At 71.3% G+C, this 17854-nt stretch carries 15 protein-coding genes; all 15 read left to right on the top strand.

Annotated elements, in window-relative coordinates; all coding sequences use genetic code 11:
• A partial coding sequence (hslU, locus tag ACIY1X_RS12305; protein WP_399680838.1) for an ATP-dependent protease ATPase subunit HslU occupies positions 1-1182 on the top strand: 1182 nt, incomplete at its 5' end.
• A gap of 260 nt (positions 1183-1442) precedes the next feature.
• Entirely contained in the window at positions 1443-1871 is a 429-nt protein-coding gene (gene mraZ, locus ACIY1X_RS12300; RefSeq protein WP_038211713.1) for a division/cell wall cluster transcriptional repressor MraZ, read from the top strand.
• A gap of 12 nt (positions 1872-1883) precedes the next feature.
• Positions 1884-2810, top strand: coding sequence for a 16S rRNA (cytosine(1402)-N(4))-methyltransferase RsmH (gene rsmH, locus ACIY1X_RS12295; RefSeq protein ID WP_038211714.1), 927 nt, complete (start codon positions 1884-1886; stop codon positions 2808-2810).
• The gene (gene ftsL, locus ACIY1X_RS12290; RefSeq protein WP_038211740.1) at positions 2810-3184 is read left to right on the top strand and encodes a cell division protein FtsL; all 375 of its coding nucleotides are present in this window, start codon (positions 2810-2812) and stop codon (positions 3182-3184) included. Before rsmH ends, ftsL begins: the two co-directional genes overlap by 1 nt.
• Positions 3181-4932 (top strand): penicillin-binding protein 2, encoded by a 1752-nt coding sequence (locus ACIY1X_RS12285; protein WP_038211716.1) that lies wholly within the window; start codon positions 3181-3183, stop codon positions 4930-4932. The genes ftsL and ACIY1X_RS12285 overlap by 4 nt, the downstream gene beginning before the upstream one ends.
• Positions 4932-6539: a UDP-N-acetylmuramoyl-L-alanyl-D-glutamate--2,6-diaminopimelate ligase gene (locus ACIY1X_RS12280; protein WP_038211718.1), complete on the top strand. Its 1608-nt coding sequence runs from the start codon at positions 4932-4934 to the stop codon at positions 6537-6539. Before ACIY1X_RS12285 ends, ACIY1X_RS12280 begins: the two co-directional genes overlap by 1 nt.
• A complete protein-coding gene (gene murF, locus ACIY1X_RS12275; RefSeq protein ID WP_211260265.1) occupies positions 6536-7975 on the top strand; it encodes a UDP-N-acetylmuramoyl-tripeptide--D-alanyl-D-alanine ligase in 1440 nt (479 codons plus the stop codon). Before ACIY1X_RS12280 ends, murF begins: the two co-directional genes overlap by 4 nt.
• A 15-nt stretch (positions 7976-7990) precedes the next feature.
• Positions 7991-9169: a phospho-N-acetylmuramoyl-pentapeptide-transferase gene (gene mraY, locus ACIY1X_RS12270; protein WP_038211719.1), complete on the top strand. Its 1179-nt coding sequence runs from the start codon at positions 7991-7993 to the stop codon at positions 9167-9169.
• Between the two features lie 7 nt (positions 9170-9176).
• Entirely contained in the window at positions 9177-11042 is a 1866-nt protein-coding gene (murD, locus tag ACIY1X_RS12265) for a Mur ligase family protein (protein WP_399680835.1), read from the top strand.
• Positions 11039-12343 carry a putative lipid II flippase FtsW gene (gene ftsW, locus ACIY1X_RS12260; RefSeq protein ID WP_038211720.1) on the top strand — a complete coding sequence of 435 codons (1305 nt, stop codon included), beginning with the start codon at positions 11039-11041 and terminating at the stop codon, positions 12341-12343. The genes murD and ftsW overlap by 4 nt, the downstream gene beginning before the upstream one ends.
• Before the next feature lie 79 nt (positions 12344-12422).
• Entirely contained in the window at positions 12423-13493 is a 1071-nt protein-coding gene (gene murG, locus ACIY1X_RS12255; RefSeq protein WP_038211722.1) for an undecaprenyldiphospho-muramoylpentapeptide beta-N-acetylglucosaminyltransferase, read from the top strand.
• Entirely contained in the window at positions 13490-14917 is a 1428-nt protein-coding gene (gene murC / locus ACIY1X_RS12250; RefSeq protein ID WP_399680833.1) for a UDP-N-acetylmuramate--L-alanine ligase, read from the top strand. The genes murG and murC overlap by 4 nt, the downstream gene beginning before the upstream one ends.
• Before the next feature lie 59 nt (positions 14918-14976).
• A complete protein-coding gene (locus tag ACIY1X_RS12245) occupies positions 14977-15966 on the top strand; it encodes a D-alanine--D-alanine ligase (protein WP_399680831.1) in 990 nt (329 codons plus the stop codon).
• A gap of 11 nt (positions 15967-15977) precedes the next feature.
• A complete protein-coding gene (locus ACIY1X_RS12240; protein WP_399680829.1) occupies positions 15978-16772 on the top strand; it encodes a cell division protein FtsQ/DivIB in 795 nt (264 codons plus the stop codon).
• A gap of 39 nt (positions 16773-16811) precedes the next feature.
• The coding region (gene ftsA, locus ACIY1X_RS12235) for a cell division protein FtsA (protein ID WP_399680828.1) at positions 16812-17854 on the top strand (1043 nt) is incomplete at its 3' end.

Genomic DNA, 17854 nt, shown 5'->3' with positions numbered 1-17854 from the left:
CCCAAGAACATCCTGATGATCGGCCCCACCGGCGTGGGCAAGACCGAGATCGCGCGCCGCCTGGCCCGGCTGGCCGACGCGCCCTTCGTCAAGGTGGAGGCCACCAAGTTCACCGAGGTGGGCTACGTCGGCAAGGACGTGGATTCCATCGTCCGCGACCTGGCCGAGGTGGCCGTCAAGCAGACGCGCGAGGCCGAGGCCGCCAAGGTGCGCATGCGCGCCGAGGACGCGGCCGAGGAGCGCGTCCTCGACGCGCTGCTGCCCGGCGCCCGCGGCGCCGACGGCTCGGCGCAGGGCGACAGCGGCAACGCCACCCGCCAGGCCTTCCGCAAGAAGCTGCGCGAGGGGCAGCTCGACGACAAGGAGATCGAGATCGAAGTGGCCGAGCAGCGCGCGCCGCTGGAGATCATGGGCCCCGCCGGCATGGAGGAGATGACCGAGCAGCTGCGCGGCATGTTCAGCCAGCTCGGCGGCGGCCGGCGCAAGGCGCGCAAGCTGCGCATCGCCGAGGCGATGCGCCTGCTCACCGACGAGGAGGCGGGCAAGCTGCTCAACGAGGAGGAGGTGCGCGCTCAGGCCATCGCCAACGCCGAGCAGAACGGCATCGTCTTCATCGACGAGATCGACAAGGTCGCCACGCGCAGCGAGGCGCAGGGGGCCGACGTGTCGCGCCAGGGCGTGCAGCGCGACCTGCTGCCGCTGGTGGAGGGCACGGCCGTCACGACCAAGTACGGCGTGGTGCGCACCGACCACATCCTGTTCATCGCCAGCGGCGCCTTCCACATGAGCAAGCCCAGCGACCTGATCGCCGAGCTGCAGGGGCGCTTCCCGATCCGGGTGGAACTGCAGTCGCTGTCGGTGGCGGACTTCGAGAGCATCCTCACGCAGACGCGCGCCTCGCTGGTCAAGCAGTACCAGGCGCTGCTGGGCACCGAGGGCGTGACGCTGGAATTCACGCCCGACGGCATCACCCGGCTGGCCACCATCGCCTTCGAGGTCAACGAGCGCACCGAGAACATCGGCGCCCGGCGCCTGTCGACCGTGATGGAGCGGCTGCTCGACGAGGTGAGCTTCGACGCCGCGAAGCTGGAAGGGCAGACCGTGCGCATCGACGCCGCCTACGTGGACGCGCGGCTGGCGGCACTAAGTCACGACGAGGACCTTTCCCGTTTCATCCTCTGAGGCGAGGTGCGGGCGGCGCCCACGCTTCACGAAGCACTTTCAGTGCTCTCGCTAAGTGCTTACTTCTAAACGACTTTCGAGGTGATTTGCTTCGCAGATTGCCTCGCTAAGTCGTTGATTCCATTACAAAAAATAGCGACGTGCCGCGTTGCGTGCCCATCCTTTCCTGCTACAGTGCAAAAAAGTGCAGTTAAGTGGGAAAAAGTGACGGCAGCCTCGCCTTCACGCCCCGACAACTGCCGAATCGGGGTTTCGGGGTCGTGTTTCAGGGCGCTTCATCGCTGAGTCTGGATGCCAAGGGGCGGCTGTCGGTGCCGACCCGGCATCGCGACGTCCTGCTGGCGACGGCCGGCGGGCAGCTCACGATCACCCGCCATCCCCACGGCTGTCTGATGATCTTCCCGCGCCCCGCGTGGGAGCAATTCCGCGAGAAGATCGCCGCGCTGCCGATGAACGCGCAGTGGTACAAGCGCCTGTTCCTCGGCAACGCCATGGACGTGGACATGGACGGCACCGGCCGCGTGCTGGTGTCGCCCGAGCTGCGGGCCGCCGCCGGCATCCAGCGCGAGACCCTGCTGCTGGGCATGGGCAGCCACTTCGAGCTGTGGGACAAGGCCACGCACGACGCCAAGGAAGCCGAGGCGCTGGCCGCCATGGATCCCCAGTCGCTGCAGGACCTGGCCTTCTGATGGGGCGGCCGCTTGAATACGCCCCTCGTCCACACCACGGTGCTGCTGCAGGAAGCCGTCGACGCCCTGCTGGGTGGGGCTGCGGCGCCCGGCGGCACCTTCGTGGACGCGACCTTCGGGCGCGGCGGCCACGCGCGCCGCATCCTGGAGCAACTGGGGCCGCAGGGCCGGCTGATCGCCTTCGACAAGGACCCGGAGGCGGTGGCGGAAGCGGGGCGCATCGCCGATGCGCGCTTTGCCATCCGGCACGAAGGCTTCACGGGGCTGGGAGCGCTGCCCCCGGGCAGCGTGGCCGGGATCCTCATGGATCTCGGCGTCAGCTCCCCCCAGATCGACGACCCCGCACGGGGTTTTTCTTTTCGTTTCGACGGCCCGCTCGACATGCGCATGGACACCACGCGCGGCCAGAGCGCGGCCGAGTGGCTGGCAACGGCCGACACACAGCAGATTGCAGAGGTGATTCGTGACTATGGCGAAGAACGGTTTGCTGTTCAGATTGCAAAGGCGATTGCTGCTCGCCGACAGGAACGGGGCCCAGTTTCAACCACCGCCGAGCTGGCCGAGCTCGTGGCTGGCGCGGTCAAAACCCGCGAGCCGGGCCAGAACCCTGCAACGCGCACATTTCAGGCTCTTCGGATTCACGTCAACGCCGAGCTTGAAGAGCTGCAACAGGCGCTAGGAGCGAGCCTGAACGTGCTGCAACCCGGAGGCCGGCTGGCGGTGATCAGCTTCCACTCGCTGGAAGACCGCATCGTCAAGCAGTTCATCGCCGCCCATTCGCGCGAGGTGTTCGACCGCCGCGCGCCCTTCGCCGCGCCCAAGGCGATGAAGCTGCGCGCGCTCGGGCGCGTGCGCCCGTCGGCGGCCGAGGTGGCGGCCAATCCGCGCGCCCGCAGCGCGATCCTGCGCGTGGCCGAACGCACGGAGGTGGCGGCTTGATCACGCGCCTGAACCTCTTCCTGCTGCTGGCCGTGATCGTCACGGCCATGGTGCTGGTGCACACCCAGTACCGTTCGCGCCAGCTCTACACGCAGCTGTACCGGGCGCAGAGCGAGGCGCGCACGCTGGAGACGGAGTTCGAGCGGCTGCAGGTGGACAAGCGGGCCCAGGCCACGCCGCTGCGCATCGAGAAGCTGGCCAAGGAGCAGCTCAGGATGCGCACCACCACGCCGGCCATCACCCAGTACGTGCGCGCCGACGGCACGGTGATCCCGGGCGTCGCCCCGCTGCCGCCGGAAGAGGCCGCGCGCCAGGCCGCCGCGGCGGCAGTCGCCGGCCGCGCCGGCGCGGCAACCGGCAGGAGCGGGCGATGAGCACCAGCCGCAGCGTGCGCTACACCACCAGCCCCCTGCTGGCGAGCAAGACGCCGGTCTGGCGCAGCAAGTTCATCGTCGCCAGCATCGCGCTGGGCTTCGTGGTGCTGGCCGGGCGCGCGGTGTACGTGCAGGTGATCGGCAACGACTTCTTCCTGCGCCAGGGCACGGTGCGCTTCGAGCGCACGCTGGCGCTGCCGGCCAACCGGGGCCGCATCCTCGACCGCAACGGGCTGATCCTCGCCTCCAGCGTCATCGCGCCCAGCATCTGGGCGATTCCCGAGGACATCGAGCGCGACGATCCGGACACCAAGGCCAGGCTGCGCCAGGTGGCCAAGCTGCTGGGCATGGCGCCCAAGGACCTGGACAAGAAGCTCGCCGACGAGGACAAGACCTTCGTGTGGATCCAGCGCCAGGTGGACGAGCCCATCGCCAAGCAGATCGCGGCGCTGAACATCAAGGGCCTGCACCAGACGCGCGAGTACAAGCGCCAGTACCCCGAGGGCGAGGCGGCCGCGCACGTGGTGGGCTTCACCAACGTGGAGGACCACGGCCAGGAAGGCATCGAGCTGGCCTTCGACAAGGCGCTGGCCGGCCAGCCCGGCTCGCAGCGCGTCATCAAGGACCGCCTCGGCCGCGTGATCGAGGGCGTGGGCGAGGTGGTGCCGCCGGTGGACGGCAAGGACATCCAGCTCGCGATCGACAGCAAGGTGCAGTTCTTCGCCTACCAGAAACTGCGCGACGCCGTCACCGCCAACAAAGCCAGGGCGGGCAGCGTGGTGGTGCTCGACGCCGTCACCGGCGAGGTGCTGGCGCTGGCCAACTACCCCAGCTACTCGCCCGACAGGCGCCAGAACCTCACCGGCGAGCAACTGCGCAACCGCGCCCTCACCGACACCTTCGAGCCCGGCTCGACCATGAAGCCCATCACCGTGGCGATGGCGATGGAGGCGGGCCGCATCAGGCCGCAGACCGTCATCGACACCTCGCCCGGGCGCTACCAGCTCGGCGGCTTCACCATCCGCGACACGCACAACTACGGCGCGCTCACGGTGGAGGGCGTGATCCAGAAGTCCAGCAACGTGGGCGCGCTGAAGATCGCGCAGAAGATGAGCCCGCACGAGATGTGGGACGTCTACACCGCGCTGGGCTACGGGCAGAAGCCGCAGATCGCCTTCCCCGGCGCCGTCAGCGGCCGGCTGCGCCCCTGGAAGACGTGGAAGCCGGTGGAGCAGGCCACCATGTCCTACGGCTACGGCCTGTCGGCCTCGCTGTTCCAGATGGCGCACTCGTACACCGCCTTCGCGCACGACGGCCGCGTCATCCCGGCCACCATCCTCAAGAGCAGCGAGCCGGCGGTGGGGGTGAAGGTGTTCTCGGCCGAGAACGCGCGCGCCGTGCGCAAGATGCTGCAGATGGCCGCCGGCCCCGGCGGCACCGGCCAGCGCGCGCAGACGGTGGGCTACTCGGTCGGCGGCAAGTCCGGCACGGCCCACAAGCAGGTGGGCAAGGGCTACGCCAGCAACAAGTACCGCGCCTGGTTCACCGGCATGGCGCCGATCGACAAGCCGCGCATCATCGTGGCGGTGATGATCGACGAGCCCAGTGCCGGCCAGTACTACGGCGGCGCGGTGGCGGCGCCGGTGTTCAGCGAGGTGGTGCAGCAGACGCTGCGCATGATGAACGTGCCGCCGGACCTGGCCGTCAAGCCCCTGGTCGTGACCGAGGGCGTGGAGGAGAGCTTCTGATGGCCCTGCAGATGCTCCGCAGCCCCGACGAGGCCGCGCGCTGGCTACACCAGCGCGTGCAGGGCGACCTGTTCGCCGACAGCCGCCGCGTCGGCCGCGGCGACGGCTTCATCGCCTGGCCGGGCGCGGCCGTCGACGGGCGGCAGTTCGTCGGCGCGGCGCTGGCGCAGGGGGCGGCCGCCTGCCTGGTGGAGCACGAGGGCGCGGACGCCTTCGGCTTCGCGCGGGAGGGCGGCGCCGGCGGCGCGTCCGTCGCCGCCTATGCCGGCCTGAAGGCCGCCACCGGCCCGATCGCCGCCGCCTACTACGAGCAGCCCTCGCATGCGCTGGACGTGCTGGCCGTCACCGGCACCAACGGCAAGACCTCGACCGCCTGGTGGCTGGCGCAGGCGCTCACCGCCTGCACGGGCGCGGGGCCCTCGCCCTGCGCCGTCGTCGGCACCCTCGGCATGGGCGTGCCGCCGGCGCTGGAATACACCGGCCTGACCACGCCCGACCCCGTCATGCTGCAGCGGGCGCTGCGCCACTTCGTGCGCGCCGGCTTCGGCGCCTGCGCCATCGAGGCCTCCTCCATCGGCCTGGCCGAGCGGCGGCTGGACGGCACGCGCATCGCGGTGGCCGTGTTCACCAACTTCACGCAGGACCACCTGGACTACCACGGCAGCATGGAGGCCTACTGGCAGGCCAAGGCGGAACTGTTCCGCTGGCCGGGCCTGCGCGCGGCGGTGGTCAACATCGACGACGTGAAGGGCGCCGCCCTGGTGAAGGACCTGCTGGACGCCGGCGCGGCACCGGGCCTGGACATCTGGACGCTCTCGTCCGCCGGCCACGGCGCGCGGCTCGAGGCGCGCGACGTCGGCCACGGCGGGCAGGGGCTGGCCTTCACCGTGGTGGAGGACGGCATGGCGCCGGTGCGCCTGGCCACCGGCCTGATCGGCGACTACAACGTGGCGAACCTGCTGGGGGTCATCGGCACGCTGCGGGCGCTGGGCCTGTCGCTGGAAGCGGCCGTGGCTGCCTGCCGCGACCTGGGCAGCGTGCCCGGCCGCATGGAAATCGTGACAGCCCCCGGAAGCCGGCACGCCGGCTTCGTCCCCCAAGGGGAGCAGGAAGACTCGGGAGCGGCCCAGCGTCTTCCCGGGGGCGGCCAGCACGCGCCGCTGGCCGTGATCGACTACGCTCACACGCCCGACGCGCTGGACAAGGCGCTGGCCGGCCTGCGCGCCTTCGCGGCGCAGCGCGGCGGGCGGCTGTGGTGCGTCTTCGGCTGCGGCGGCGACCGCGACCCGCTCAAGCGCCCGATGATGGGCGCCGTGGCCGAGGCGCGCGCCGACGTGGTAGTGCTCACCAGCGACAACCCGCGCGGCGAGTCGCCCGATCGGATCCTGAGCCAGATCCTGCGCGGCCTGGCACGGCCGGAGGCGGCCCGCGTGCAGGTCGACCGCGCAGCGGCCATCGCCGAGACGATCGCCGAGGCCGACACGGCCGACGTGGTGCTGATCGCGGGCAAGGGCCACGAGGCCTGGCAGGAGATCGCCGGCCGGCGCCAGCCCTTCTCCGACCGCGTGCACGCCGAAGCGGCGCTGCGCGCCAGGAGCGCAGCATGACCGGCACGATGCTCTTCACCCTGCAGCAGGCGTTGGCCTGGGTGCCCGGCGCTCGCCTGGTGGGCGACGGCGCCACGCCGGTCGCCCGCGTCCACACCGACAGCCGTAGCCTCGCCGCCGGCGACCTGTTCGTGGCCCTGAAGGGCGAGCGCTTCGACGGCCATGCCTTCCTGCCCCAGGCGCGCGCGCACGGCGCCGTGGCGGCCGTGGCGCAGGCCGGGCTGGCACAGGCCGGCCTGCCCGGTCTGGAGGTGCCCGACACGCTGGCCGCGCTCGGCGCCATCGCGCACGGCTGGCGGATGCAGTTCGAACTGCCGCTGATCGCCGTCACCGGCAGCAATGGCAAGACGACGGTGACGCAGATGATCGCGGCGATCCTGCGCACCTCGGCCGGCGCGCGCGCGCTGGCCACCGAAGGCAACTTCAACAACGAGGTCGGCCTGCCGCTGACGCTGATGCGCCTGCGGCCCGAGCACCGCCTGGCGGTGGTCGAGCTGGGCATGAACCACCCCGGCGAGATCGCGCGGCTGGCCGCCATCGCGCAGCCCACGGTGGCGCTGGTGAACAACGCACAGCGCGAGCACCAGGAATTCATGGCCACGGTGGAGGCGGTGGCGCGCGAGAACGGCAGCGTGTTCGCTGCGCTGCCGCCGCAGGGCACCGCGATCTTCCCGGCCGGCGACGACTACAGCGAGCTGTGGGAATCGATGGCGCGCGAGGAGGCCGGGCGCCGCTGCATCCGCTTCGGCACTTCGGCCGATGCCGACATCGCGCTGGGCGAGGCGCACTGGCAGGGCGAGGCGTGGGCGCTGGAGATCCGCACGCCGCTGGGGCCGCTGGCGACGCACCTGCACATCGCGGGCCGCCACAACCTGCACAACGCGCTGGCGGCCACCGCCTGCGCGCTGGCGGCGGGCGTGTCGCTGGACGAGATCGCGCGCGGCCTGGCGGCCTTCGAGCCGGTCAAGGGCCGCTCGCGCAGCCGGCTGGTGGCGCGCGCCGGCGCCGCGCCGCTGACGCTGGTGGACGACAGCTACAACGCCAACCCCGATTCCGCACGCGCCGCCATCGACGTGCTGGCCGAACTGCCGGGCCCGCGCCTGCTGGTGCTGGGCGACATGGGCGAGGTCGGCGACCAGGGCCCGCAGTTCCATGCCGAGGTGGGCGAGTGGGCGCGCCGGCGCGGCATCGACGCGGTGTACGGGCTGGGCGAGGCCTGCGCGCATGCCATCGCCGCCTTCGGCCGCGAGGGCCGCCACTTCGCCGACATCGATGCGCTCAACGCCGCGGTGCGCGAGCAGCTGCCCGCGTGGGGCAGCGTGCTGGTCAAGGGCTCGCGGTTCATGCGGATGGAGCGCGTGGTGCAGGCCGTCGAGGCGGCGCTCGCGCCCGCCCGCGACAACGACGACAACGAGGAGGCCGGCCATGGTGCATGAACCCGGCGCGCGCGCATGCTGCTGAGCCTGACCCAATGGTTGCAGACCCTCTCGCCGGAGCTGGGCTTCCTGCGCGTGTTCCAGTACCTGACCTTCCGCGCGCTGATGGCGGCGGTGACCGCGCTGCTGTTCGGCCTGGCCGCGGGCCCCTGGGTGATCGGCCGCCTGACGGCGCTGAAGATCGGCCAGCCGGTGCGCGGCTACGCGATGGAGACGCACCTCTCCAAGAGCGGCACGCCCACCATGGGCGGCGTGCTGGTGCTGTTCTCGATCGCGCTGGCCACGCTGCTGTGGTTCGACCTGTCGAACCGCTTCGTGTGGGTCGTGCTGTGGGTCACGCTGGGCTTCGGCGCCATCGGCTGGGTGGACGACTGGCGCAAGGTCGTCAACAAGGACCCGGAGGGCATGCGCTCGCGCGAGAAGTACTTCTGGCAGTCGCTGATCGGGCTGATAGCGGCCTTCTACCTGCTGTTCGCCATTTCCGAAAGCTCCAACGGCCGCGTGCTGGAGCTGTTCGTCAACTGGGTGAGTTCCGGCTTCGACATGGACTTCCCGCCCAAGACGCACCTGCTGCTGCCCTTCTTCAAGGAGATCAGCTATCCGCTGGGCGGCATCGGCTTCGTGATCCTGACCTACCTGGTCATCGTCGGCGCCAGCAACGCGGTCAACCTCACCGACGGGCTGGACGGGCTGGCCATCATGCCGGTGGTGATGGTCGGCTCGGCGCTGGGCGTGTTCGCCTACGTCACCGGCAGCGCCGTCTACAGCAAGTACCTGCTGTTCCCGCACATTCCCGGCTCGGGCGAGCTGCTGGTGTTCTGCTCCGCGATGGCGGGCGCGGGCCTGGCCTTCCTGTGGTTCAACACGCACCCGGCGCAGGTCTTCATGGGCGACGTGGGCGCGCTGGCGCTGGGCGGCGCGCTGGGCACGGTGGCCGTCATCGTGCGCCAGGAGATCGTGTTCTTCGTGATGGGCGGCATCTTCGTGGTCGAGGCCATCTCGGTGATGGCACAGGTCAGCTACTTCAAATACACGAAGAAACGCTATGGCGAGGGCCGGCGCGTGCTGAAGATGGCACCCTTGCACCATCACTTCGAGAAGAGCGGCTGGCGCGAGACCCAGGTGGTGGTGCGCTTCTGGATCATCACCATGCTGCTGTGCCTGGTGGGGCTGTCCACCCTGAAGCTGAGGTGAACCGGCGATGAAGCACCTCCAGGATCTGCACGTCCTCGTCCTCGGCCTCGGCGCGTCCGGGCTGGCGATGGCGCGCTGGTGCGCGCGCCACGGCGCGCAGGTGACGGTGGCCGACACGCGCGAGGCGCCGCCGCAGTTGGCCGTGCTGCGCGAGCAGTTGCCGCAGGTGAAGTTCGTCGGCGGCCCGTTCAGCGCGGCGCTGGTCGAAGGCACGCCGATCCGCGCCGTGTACCGCTCGCCCGGCCTGTCGCCGGCCGCCATCGCGCCGGTGGCCGACGCGGCGCGCGCCATCGGGCTGCCGGTGGGCGGCGAGCTGGACCTGTTCGTGCAGGCGCTGGCCGATCTGCGCGAGGCCGACGAGACGCCGCAGGCCGACGAAGTTCCGGAGGCCGAGGCACCGGCCGAAGCGCAGGCCGAGGAGGCCCCGGCCGCCGCCGAACCCGCCCCCGCATCCGACGACGAGGCGCCCGCGCCCGTCATCGCCCCGCCGCCGGCCGAAACCGGCTACCGCCCCGCCGTGCTCGCCGTCACCGGCACCAACGGCAAGACCACCGTCACCTCGCTCACCGGCCTGCTGGTCGAGCGGGCCGGGCGCACGGTGGCCGTGGCCGGCAACATCGGCCCCAGCCTGCTCGACACGCTGGCCGAGCGGATGGACGCGGGCGACCTGCCGCAGGCATGGGTGCTGGAGCTGTCCAGCTTCCAGCTCGACGGCGTGCGCGGCTTCGAGCCGACGGCCGCCACGGCGCTCAACATCACGCAGGACCACCTGGACTGGCATGGCGACATGGCGGCGTATGCGGCGGCCAAGGCGCGCATCTTCGGCGAGCGCGGCCTGATGGTGCTCAACCGCGACGACGAGGCGGTGATGGCGATGCTGCCGCCGCCGGTGCGCGCGAAGCTGCAGCGGCCGCAGCAGCGCGCGCACGTCACCTTCGGCAGCGGCCTGCCGCAGCGCCCGGGCGACTTCGGCATCGAGCGCGTCAACGGCATGGCCTGGCTGGTGCGCGCGCACGAGGCCGACGAGACGCAGAAGCGCAAGCGCGGCGCCGCGCGCCGCGCCGGGCCGCCCCAAGCAAGCGCGCACCCCCTCGGGGGGCAGCGAGGACACGCAGTGCCGAGCGTGGGGGTTTCAAGTGATGAGGAAGAGATCCACCTGCAGCGCCTGATGCCGGCGGACGCGCTGCGCATCCGCGGCCAGCACAACGCCATGAACGCGCTGGCCGCGCTGGCGCTGGCCGTGGCCGCCGGCTGCCCGCTGGCGCCGATGCTCTACGGCCTGCGCGAGTACGCCGGCGAGCCGCACCGCGTGGAGCCGGTCGCGCTGGTCGACGACATCGAGTTCTTCGACGACAGCAAGGGCACCAACGTCGGCGCCACCGCGGCCGCGCTGCTGGGCCTGGGCGGCGAGCGCAGCGCCGGGCCGCCCCAAGCAAGCGAGAGCCCCCTTGGGGGGCAGCGAGGACACGAAGTGCCGAGCGTGGGGGCCGTCGTCCAGCGGCGCATCGTGCTGATCGCGGGCGGCGAGGGCAAGGGCCAGGACTTCGGCCCGCTGGCCGAACCGGTGGGCCGCTACGCCCGCGCCGTGGTGCTGATCGGCCGCGACGCGCCGATCCTCCGCGCCGCGCTGGAAGGCACCGGCGTGCCGCTGCTGGACGCCGCGTCGATGGACGAGGCCGTGCTGCTGGCTGCGCGCCGCGCGCAGCCCGGCGACGCGGTGCTGCTGTCGCCCGCCTGCGCCAGCTTCGACATGTTCCGCGACTACGCGCACCGCGCCGAGGTGTTCCGGGGCGCCGTGCAGGCGCTGGCCGACGACCCGGCGCCGATGCGCGAGGGCGCCGCCGCGCCCGTCGAGGGAGAGGACGCGACATGAGCAGCCCCGCCGCCGCCACGCCCAACGCCCGTCCGGGCTTCCTCTCGGGCCTCTCCGGCCTGTTCGGCCGCGCCCGCCGCGGCATGGACGCGCTGCCCATGCACCTGCCGGTGCGCCTGGGCGGCAGCGACTTCACGCAGACCAAGGCCGCGCCGGTGCGCGTGCTGGGCTTCGACCAGGCGATGCTGTGGGTCATCGTCGCGCTGCTGGCCTGGGGCCTGGTGATGGTGTATTCGGCCTCCATCGCGCTGGGCGACAACCCGCGCTTCGCGCGCGCCAACTACGGCCAGGGCTTCTTCGTGCTGCGCCACGGCGCCTTCATCGCCATCGCCTTCATCGCCGGGCTGCTGGCCTTCCAGGTGCCGATGCGCCAGTGGGAGCGCATCGCGCCGTGGCTGTTCATCGTCTCCATCCTGCTGCTGGTGCTGGTGCTGATCCCGCACATCGGCCGCGTCGTCAACGGCGCGCGGCGCTGGCTGCCGCTGGGCCTCATGAACTTCCAGCCCTCGGAGCTGGCCAAGCTGGCGATGGTGCTCTACGCCTCCAGCTACATGGTGCGCAAGATGGAGATCAAGGAGCGCTTCTTCCGCGCCGTGATCCCGATGGCGCTGGCGGTGGTGGTGGTGGGCATGCTGCTGCTGGCCGAGCCGGACATGGGCGCCTTCGTGGTGATCGCGGTCATCGCCATGGGCATCCTGTTCCTGGGCGGCGTGAACGCGCGCATGTTCTTCCTGATCGCCGCGCTGGTGGTGGTGGCCTTCGCCATCATGGTGGCGGCCAGCCCCTGGCGGCGCGAGCGCATCTTCGCGTACCTCGATCCCTTCAGCGAGGAGCACGCGCTGGGCAAGGGCTACCAGCTCTCGCACGCGCTCATCGCCATCGGCCGCGGCGAGATCTTCGGCGTCGGCCTGGGCGGCAGCGTCGAGAAGCTGCACTGGCTGCCCGAGGCGCACACCGACTTCCTGCTGGCCGTGCTGGGAGAGGAGTTCGGCCTGGTCGGCCTGCTGCTGATCATCTGCCTGTTCTTCTGGCTGACGCGCCGCATCATGCACATCGGCCGCCAGGCCATCGCGCTGGACCGCGTCTTCGCCGGCCTGGTGGCGCAGGGCGTGGGCATCTGGATGGGCTTCCAGGCCTTCATCAACGTGGGCGTGAACCTCGGCGCGCTGCCCACCAAGGGCCTGGGCCTGCCGCTGATGAGCTTCGGCGGCTCGGCCATGCTGCTGAACCTGATCGCCTTGGCGCTCGTGCTGCGGGTCGACTACGAAAACCGCGTCCTCATGCGCGGAGGCCGCGTATGAGGATGCGGTTTCACCAAAACCGCGTGCAGCGCGTAGCGCTGCGAGGCGCGTCAGCGCCGCTGATGCGCGGAGGCCGCGTATGAGGACAGCCCTGGTCATGGCAGGCGGCACCGGCGGCCACATCTTCCCCGGCCTGGCCGTGGCGGAAGAGCTGCGCGCGCGCGGCTGGCGCGTGCACTGGCTGGGCGCGCCGGGCAGCATGGAAGAGCGGCTGGTGCCGCCGCGCGGCTTCGCCTTCGAGCCGGTGCAGTTCGGCGGCGTGCGCGGCAAGGGCCTGCTCACGCTGGCGCTCCTGCCGCTCAAGCTGCTGCGCGCCTTCTGGCAGAGCATCGCGGTGGTGCGCCGCGTGAAGCCCGACGTGGTGGTCGGCCTGGGCGGCTACATCACCTTCCCGGGCGGGATGATGGGCGTGCTGCTGGGCCGGCCGCTGGTGCTGCACGAGCAGAACTCGGTGGCCGGCATGGCCAACAAGGTGCTGGCCGGCGTGGCCGACCGGGTGTTCACCGCCTTCCCCCATGTCATGCCCAAGGCGAAGTGGGTGGGCAACCCGCTGCGCGAGGAATTCCTGCGCCAGAGCCCGCCCGCCGAGCGCTTCGCCGGCCGCAGCGGGCCGCTGAAGCTGCTGGTGGTCGGCGGCAGCCTGGGCGCCAAGGCGCTCAATGCCGTCGTGCCGAAGGCACTGGCGCGCATCGCGCCCGGGGAGCGGCCGATCGTGCTGCACCAGAGCGGCGAGAAGCAGATCGACGAACTGCGCGCCAACTACGCGGCCGCGGGCGTCGAGGCCGAGCTGACGCCCTTCATCGACAACCCGGCCGAGGCCTATGCCGAGGCCGACCTGATCGTGGCGCGCGCCGGCGCCAGCACGGTGACCGAGATCGCTGCCGTGGGCGCCGCCGCGCTGTTCGTTCCCTTTCCGTCGGCGGTCGACGACCACCAGACCACCAACGCCCGCTTCCTCGCCGACGCGGGCGCGGCCTGGCTGGTGCAGCAGACCGACCTGACCCCTGAACTGCTGTCCGACTTGCTCCTGAAAACCGAACGCCCGGCGCTGCTGGACCGCGCGCTCAAGGCCAAGACGCTCGAAAAGACCGAAGCCACCCGGGAGGTGGCGAATGCCTGCGAGGAACTCGTGAAGGGAGGCCGCGCATGAAGCACGCGATCCGTCACATTCACTTCGTGGGCGTGGGCGGCTCCGGCATGAGCGGCATCGCCGAGGTGCTGCTGAACCTGGGCTACGCCATCTCCGGCTCCGACCTGGCCGACAGCGCGACGCTGCGCCGCCTGGCCGGGCTGGGCATCCGCACCTTCGTCGGCCACGCGGCGGCGCACATCGAGGGCGCCGACGCGGTGGTGACCTCCACCGCGGTCAAGCCCGACAACCCCGAGGTGGTCGCCGCGCGCGAGCGCCGCATCCCGGTGGTGCCGCGCGCCCTGATGCTGGCCGAGCTGATGCGCCTGAAGCAGGGCATCGCCATCGCCGGCACGCACGGCAAGACCACCACCACCAGCCTGGCGGCCAGCGTGCTGGCGGCGGCGGGGCTCGATCCGACCTTCGTCATCGGCGGGCGCCTGAACAGCGCCGGCGCCAACGCGCGGCTGGGCGGCGGCGACTACATCGTGGTCGAGGCCGACGAGTCCGACGCCTCCTTCCTCAACCTGCTGCCCGTGATGGCGGTCGTCACCAACATCGACGCCGACCACATGGAGACCTACGGCCACGACTTCGGCCGGCTGCAGCAGGCCTTCGTCGACTTCCTGCACCGCATGCCCTTCTACGGCGTGGCGATCCTGTGCACCGACGATCCGGCGGTGCGCGGCATCGTGCCCCAGGTCACCTGCCCGGTGACCAGCTACGGCTTCGCCGAGGATGCGCAGGTGCGCGCCATCGACGTGCGCGCGGCCGGCGGCCAGATGCACTTCACCGCCCAGCGCCGCAACGGCGTGGTGCTGCCCGACCTGCCCGTCGTGCTCAACCTGCCGGGCGAGCACAACGTGCGCAACGCGCTGGCGATCATCGCGATGGCGGTGGAGCTGGGCATCCCCGACGAGGCGGTGCAGCGCGGCCTGGCCGGCTTCAAGGGCGTGGGCCGGCGCTTCCAGCGCTACGGCGAGATCGCGGCGTCCGCCGGCGGCACCTTCACGCTGATCGACGACTACGGCCACCATCCGGTCGAGATGGCCGCCACCCTGGCCGCGGCGCGCGGCGCCTTCCCCGGCCGGCGGCTGGTGCTGGCCTTCCAGCCGCACCGTTACACCCGCACGCGCGACTGCTTCGAGGACTTCGTCAAGGTCATCGGCAGCGCAGACGCGGTGCTGCTGTCGGAGGTGTATGCCGCCGGCGAGGCGCCCATCGTGGCCGCCGACGGCCGCAGCCTGGCGCGCGCCCTGCGCGTGGCCGGCAAGGTGGAGCCGGTCTTCGTCGACGACGTCGCCGCCATGCCGCAGGCCGTGCTGGACAACGCGCGCGACGGCGACGTGGTGCTGTGCATGGGCGCCGGCTCCATCGGCGCGGTGCCGGGCAAGGTGGTCGCGCTGGCCGGCGGCGCATCCATGCAGGAAGGACGGGCAGCATGAGCACCGTCCGGCCGCCCGAAGGTGCTCGCACCGCAGCCCGTCAGGGCGGAGGTACTCTGATGACCCCGATCGACCCCAAGGCCGTCGGCAAGGTGGCGGTGCTCTTCGGCGGCAGCTCCGCCGAGCGCGAGGTGTCGCTCATGTCCGGCAGCGGCGTGCTGCTGGCGCTGCGCTCGCGCGGCGTCGACGCGCATGCCTTCGATCCCGCCGAGCGCGACCTCGCCGACCTGAAGCGCGAGGGCTTCGCGCGCTGCTTCATCGCGCTGCACGGCCGCCACGGCGAGGACGGCACGGTGCAGGGCGCGCTGGAACTGCTGGGCATCCCCTACACCGGCTCCGGCGTCATGGCCTCCAGCGTGGCGATGGACAAGGTGATGACCAAGCGCCTGTGGCAGGCCGACGGCCTGCCCACGCCGAAGTACGTGCGCCTGGCCGAAGACCAGCAGTCGCGCGAGCAGGTGCGCGCCGTGCCCGACGTGCTGGGCCTGCCGTTGATCGTCAAGCCGCCGCGCGAGGGCTCCTCCATCGGCGTGACCAAGGTGCGCGGCTATTCCGAGATGCAGGACGCCGTGAAGCTGTCGGCGCGCTACGACCCCGACGTGCTGTGCGAGGAGTTCATCGAGGGCGAGGAAGTGACCTGTCCCGTGCTCGGCAGCGGCCTCGATGCCGTGGCGCTGCCGGTGGTGCGCATCGCCGCGCCCGAGGGCGCCTACGACTACCAGAACAAGTACTTCACCGACGAGGTGAAGTACCACTGCCCGGCCGGCCTGCCCGACGCGCTGGAAGAGGAGATCCGCCACATCACCCTGGCCGCCTACCGCACGCTGGGCTGCCGCGGCTGGGGCCGGGCCGACCTGATGATCCGCGCCGGCGACCGCAAGCCCTTCCTGCTGGAGATGAACACCTCGCCCGGCATGACCAGCCACTCGCTGGTGCCGATGTCGGCGCGTGCCGCCGGCATCGATTACGAGGAGTTGTGCCTGCGCGTGCTGGCCACCGCCACGCTGGACTCGGCGCGGCGGGCCACCGCAGAGGAGGACGCTGCCTGAGGCGTTCGACCATGGCCGACACCCTGCCCGCACCCTTCGACGTCCGGCTCATGAACGTGCTGGCCACGCTGCTGTTCGCCCTGTTCGGCGTGATGCTGCTGGCCGCCGGCGCATGGTGGGTGCTGCGCCAGCCCTTCTTCCCGCTGGCGGGCATCAAGGTGGACGGCGACGTGACGCACAACAACGCCGTGACCCTGCGCGCCAACGTGGCGCCGCAGTTGCGCGGCAACTTCTTCACCGTGGACCTGGCCCAGGCGCGCGCCGCCTTCGAGTCGGTGCCCTGGGTGCGCAAGGCGGTCGTGCGGCGCGAGTTCCCCGACCGGCTGCGCGCGACCCTGACCGAGCACCGGCCGGTGGCGCACTGGGGCGACGAGTCCGAGTCGCGCCTGGTCAACAGCTACGGCGAGGTGTTCGAGGCCAACAGCGCCGAGGCGGGCGACGACCTGCCGCGCCTGGCCGGCCCCGACGACCAGGCCGGCCACGTGCTGGGCATGTACCACGAGCTGGCGCCGCTGTTCGCGGCGGCCGAGCTGGACGTCGAGCAGCTGAGCCTGTCCAGCCGCGGAAGCTGGCAGGTGCGGCTGGACAACGGCGCCAGCATCGAGCTGGGGCGTGGCGACAGCGACGAGGTGACGGCACGCGTGCAGCGCTTCCTGCGCAGCGTGCGCCACGTGGCGGCGCAGTACGGCCGCACCGTGGACGCCGTGGAAAGCGCCGACCTGCGCCATGCCGACGCCTACGCCATCCGGCTGCGCGGCGTGACCGTGGCGCCGGAGGGCGGCACGCCCCCGGCACGGAAGAAATAGCGAGAAGAGCGAAAGAAGGAACCGCGAGGACATCTCACAATGGCCAAAGACTACAAAGACCTGGTCGTCGGACTCGACATCGGCACCGCCAAGGTGATGGTGGTGGTGGCGGAGGTGCTGCCCGGTGGCGAGCTCAAGCTGGCCGGGCTGGGCGTGGCGCCGAGCAACGGCCTCAAGCGCGGCGTGGTGGTCAACATCGACGCCACCGTGCAGAGCATCCAGCAGGCGCTCAAGGAAGCCGAGTTCATGGCGGACTGCAAGATCAGCCGCGTCTATACCGGCATCACCGGCAGCCACATCCGCGGCATCAACTCCAGCGGCATGGTGGCCGTCAAGGACAAGGAAGTCACCGCCACCGACGTCGCCCGCGTGGTCGAGACGGCGCGCGCCATCAACATCTCCAGCGACCAGCGCCTGCTGCTGGTGGAGCCGCAGGAGTTCGTGATCGACGGGCAGGACGTCAAGGAGCCCATCGGCATGAGCGGCATGCGGCTGGAGGCCAAGGTGCACATCGTCACCGGCGCCCAGAGCGCGGCCGAGAACATCATCAAGTGCGTGCGCCGCTGCGGGCTGGAGGTGGACCAGCTCATGCTCAACCCGCTGGCCTCCAGCCAGGCGGTGCTGACCGAGGACGAGCGCGAGCTGGGCGTGGTGCTGGTGGACATCGGCGCCGGCACCACCGACGTGGCCATCTTCACCGGCGGCGCGATCCGCCACACGGCCGTCATCCCGATCGCCGGCGACCTGATCACCAGCGACATCGCGATGGCGCTGCGCACGCCCACCAAGGACGCCGAGGACATCAAGGTCGAGAACGGCTTCGCCAAGCAGCTGCTGGCCGACCCCGAGACGCAGGTGGAAGTGCCCGGCCTGGGCGACCGCGGCCCGCGCATGCTCAGCAAGCAGGCGCTGGCCGGCGTGATCGAGCCGCGCATCGAGGAGATCTTCTCGCTGGTGCAGCAGGTGGTGCGCGAGTCGGGCTACGAGGAAGTGCTCTCGTCCGGCGTGGTGCTCACCGGCGGCAGCGCGGTGATGCCCGGCATGGTCGAGCTGGCCGAGGACATCTTCCTCAAGCCCGTGCG

Origin of the sequence: Xenophilus sp. (genome assembly GCF_044462705.1) — a bacterium.
GTDB lineage: Bacteria > Pseudomonadota > Gammaproteobacteria > Burkholderiales > Burkholderiaceae_C > Xenophilus > Xenophilus azovorans.
Note: the sequence above shows the minus strand (reverse complement) of the source record. Positions and strands in the feature narration are given on the sequence as shown.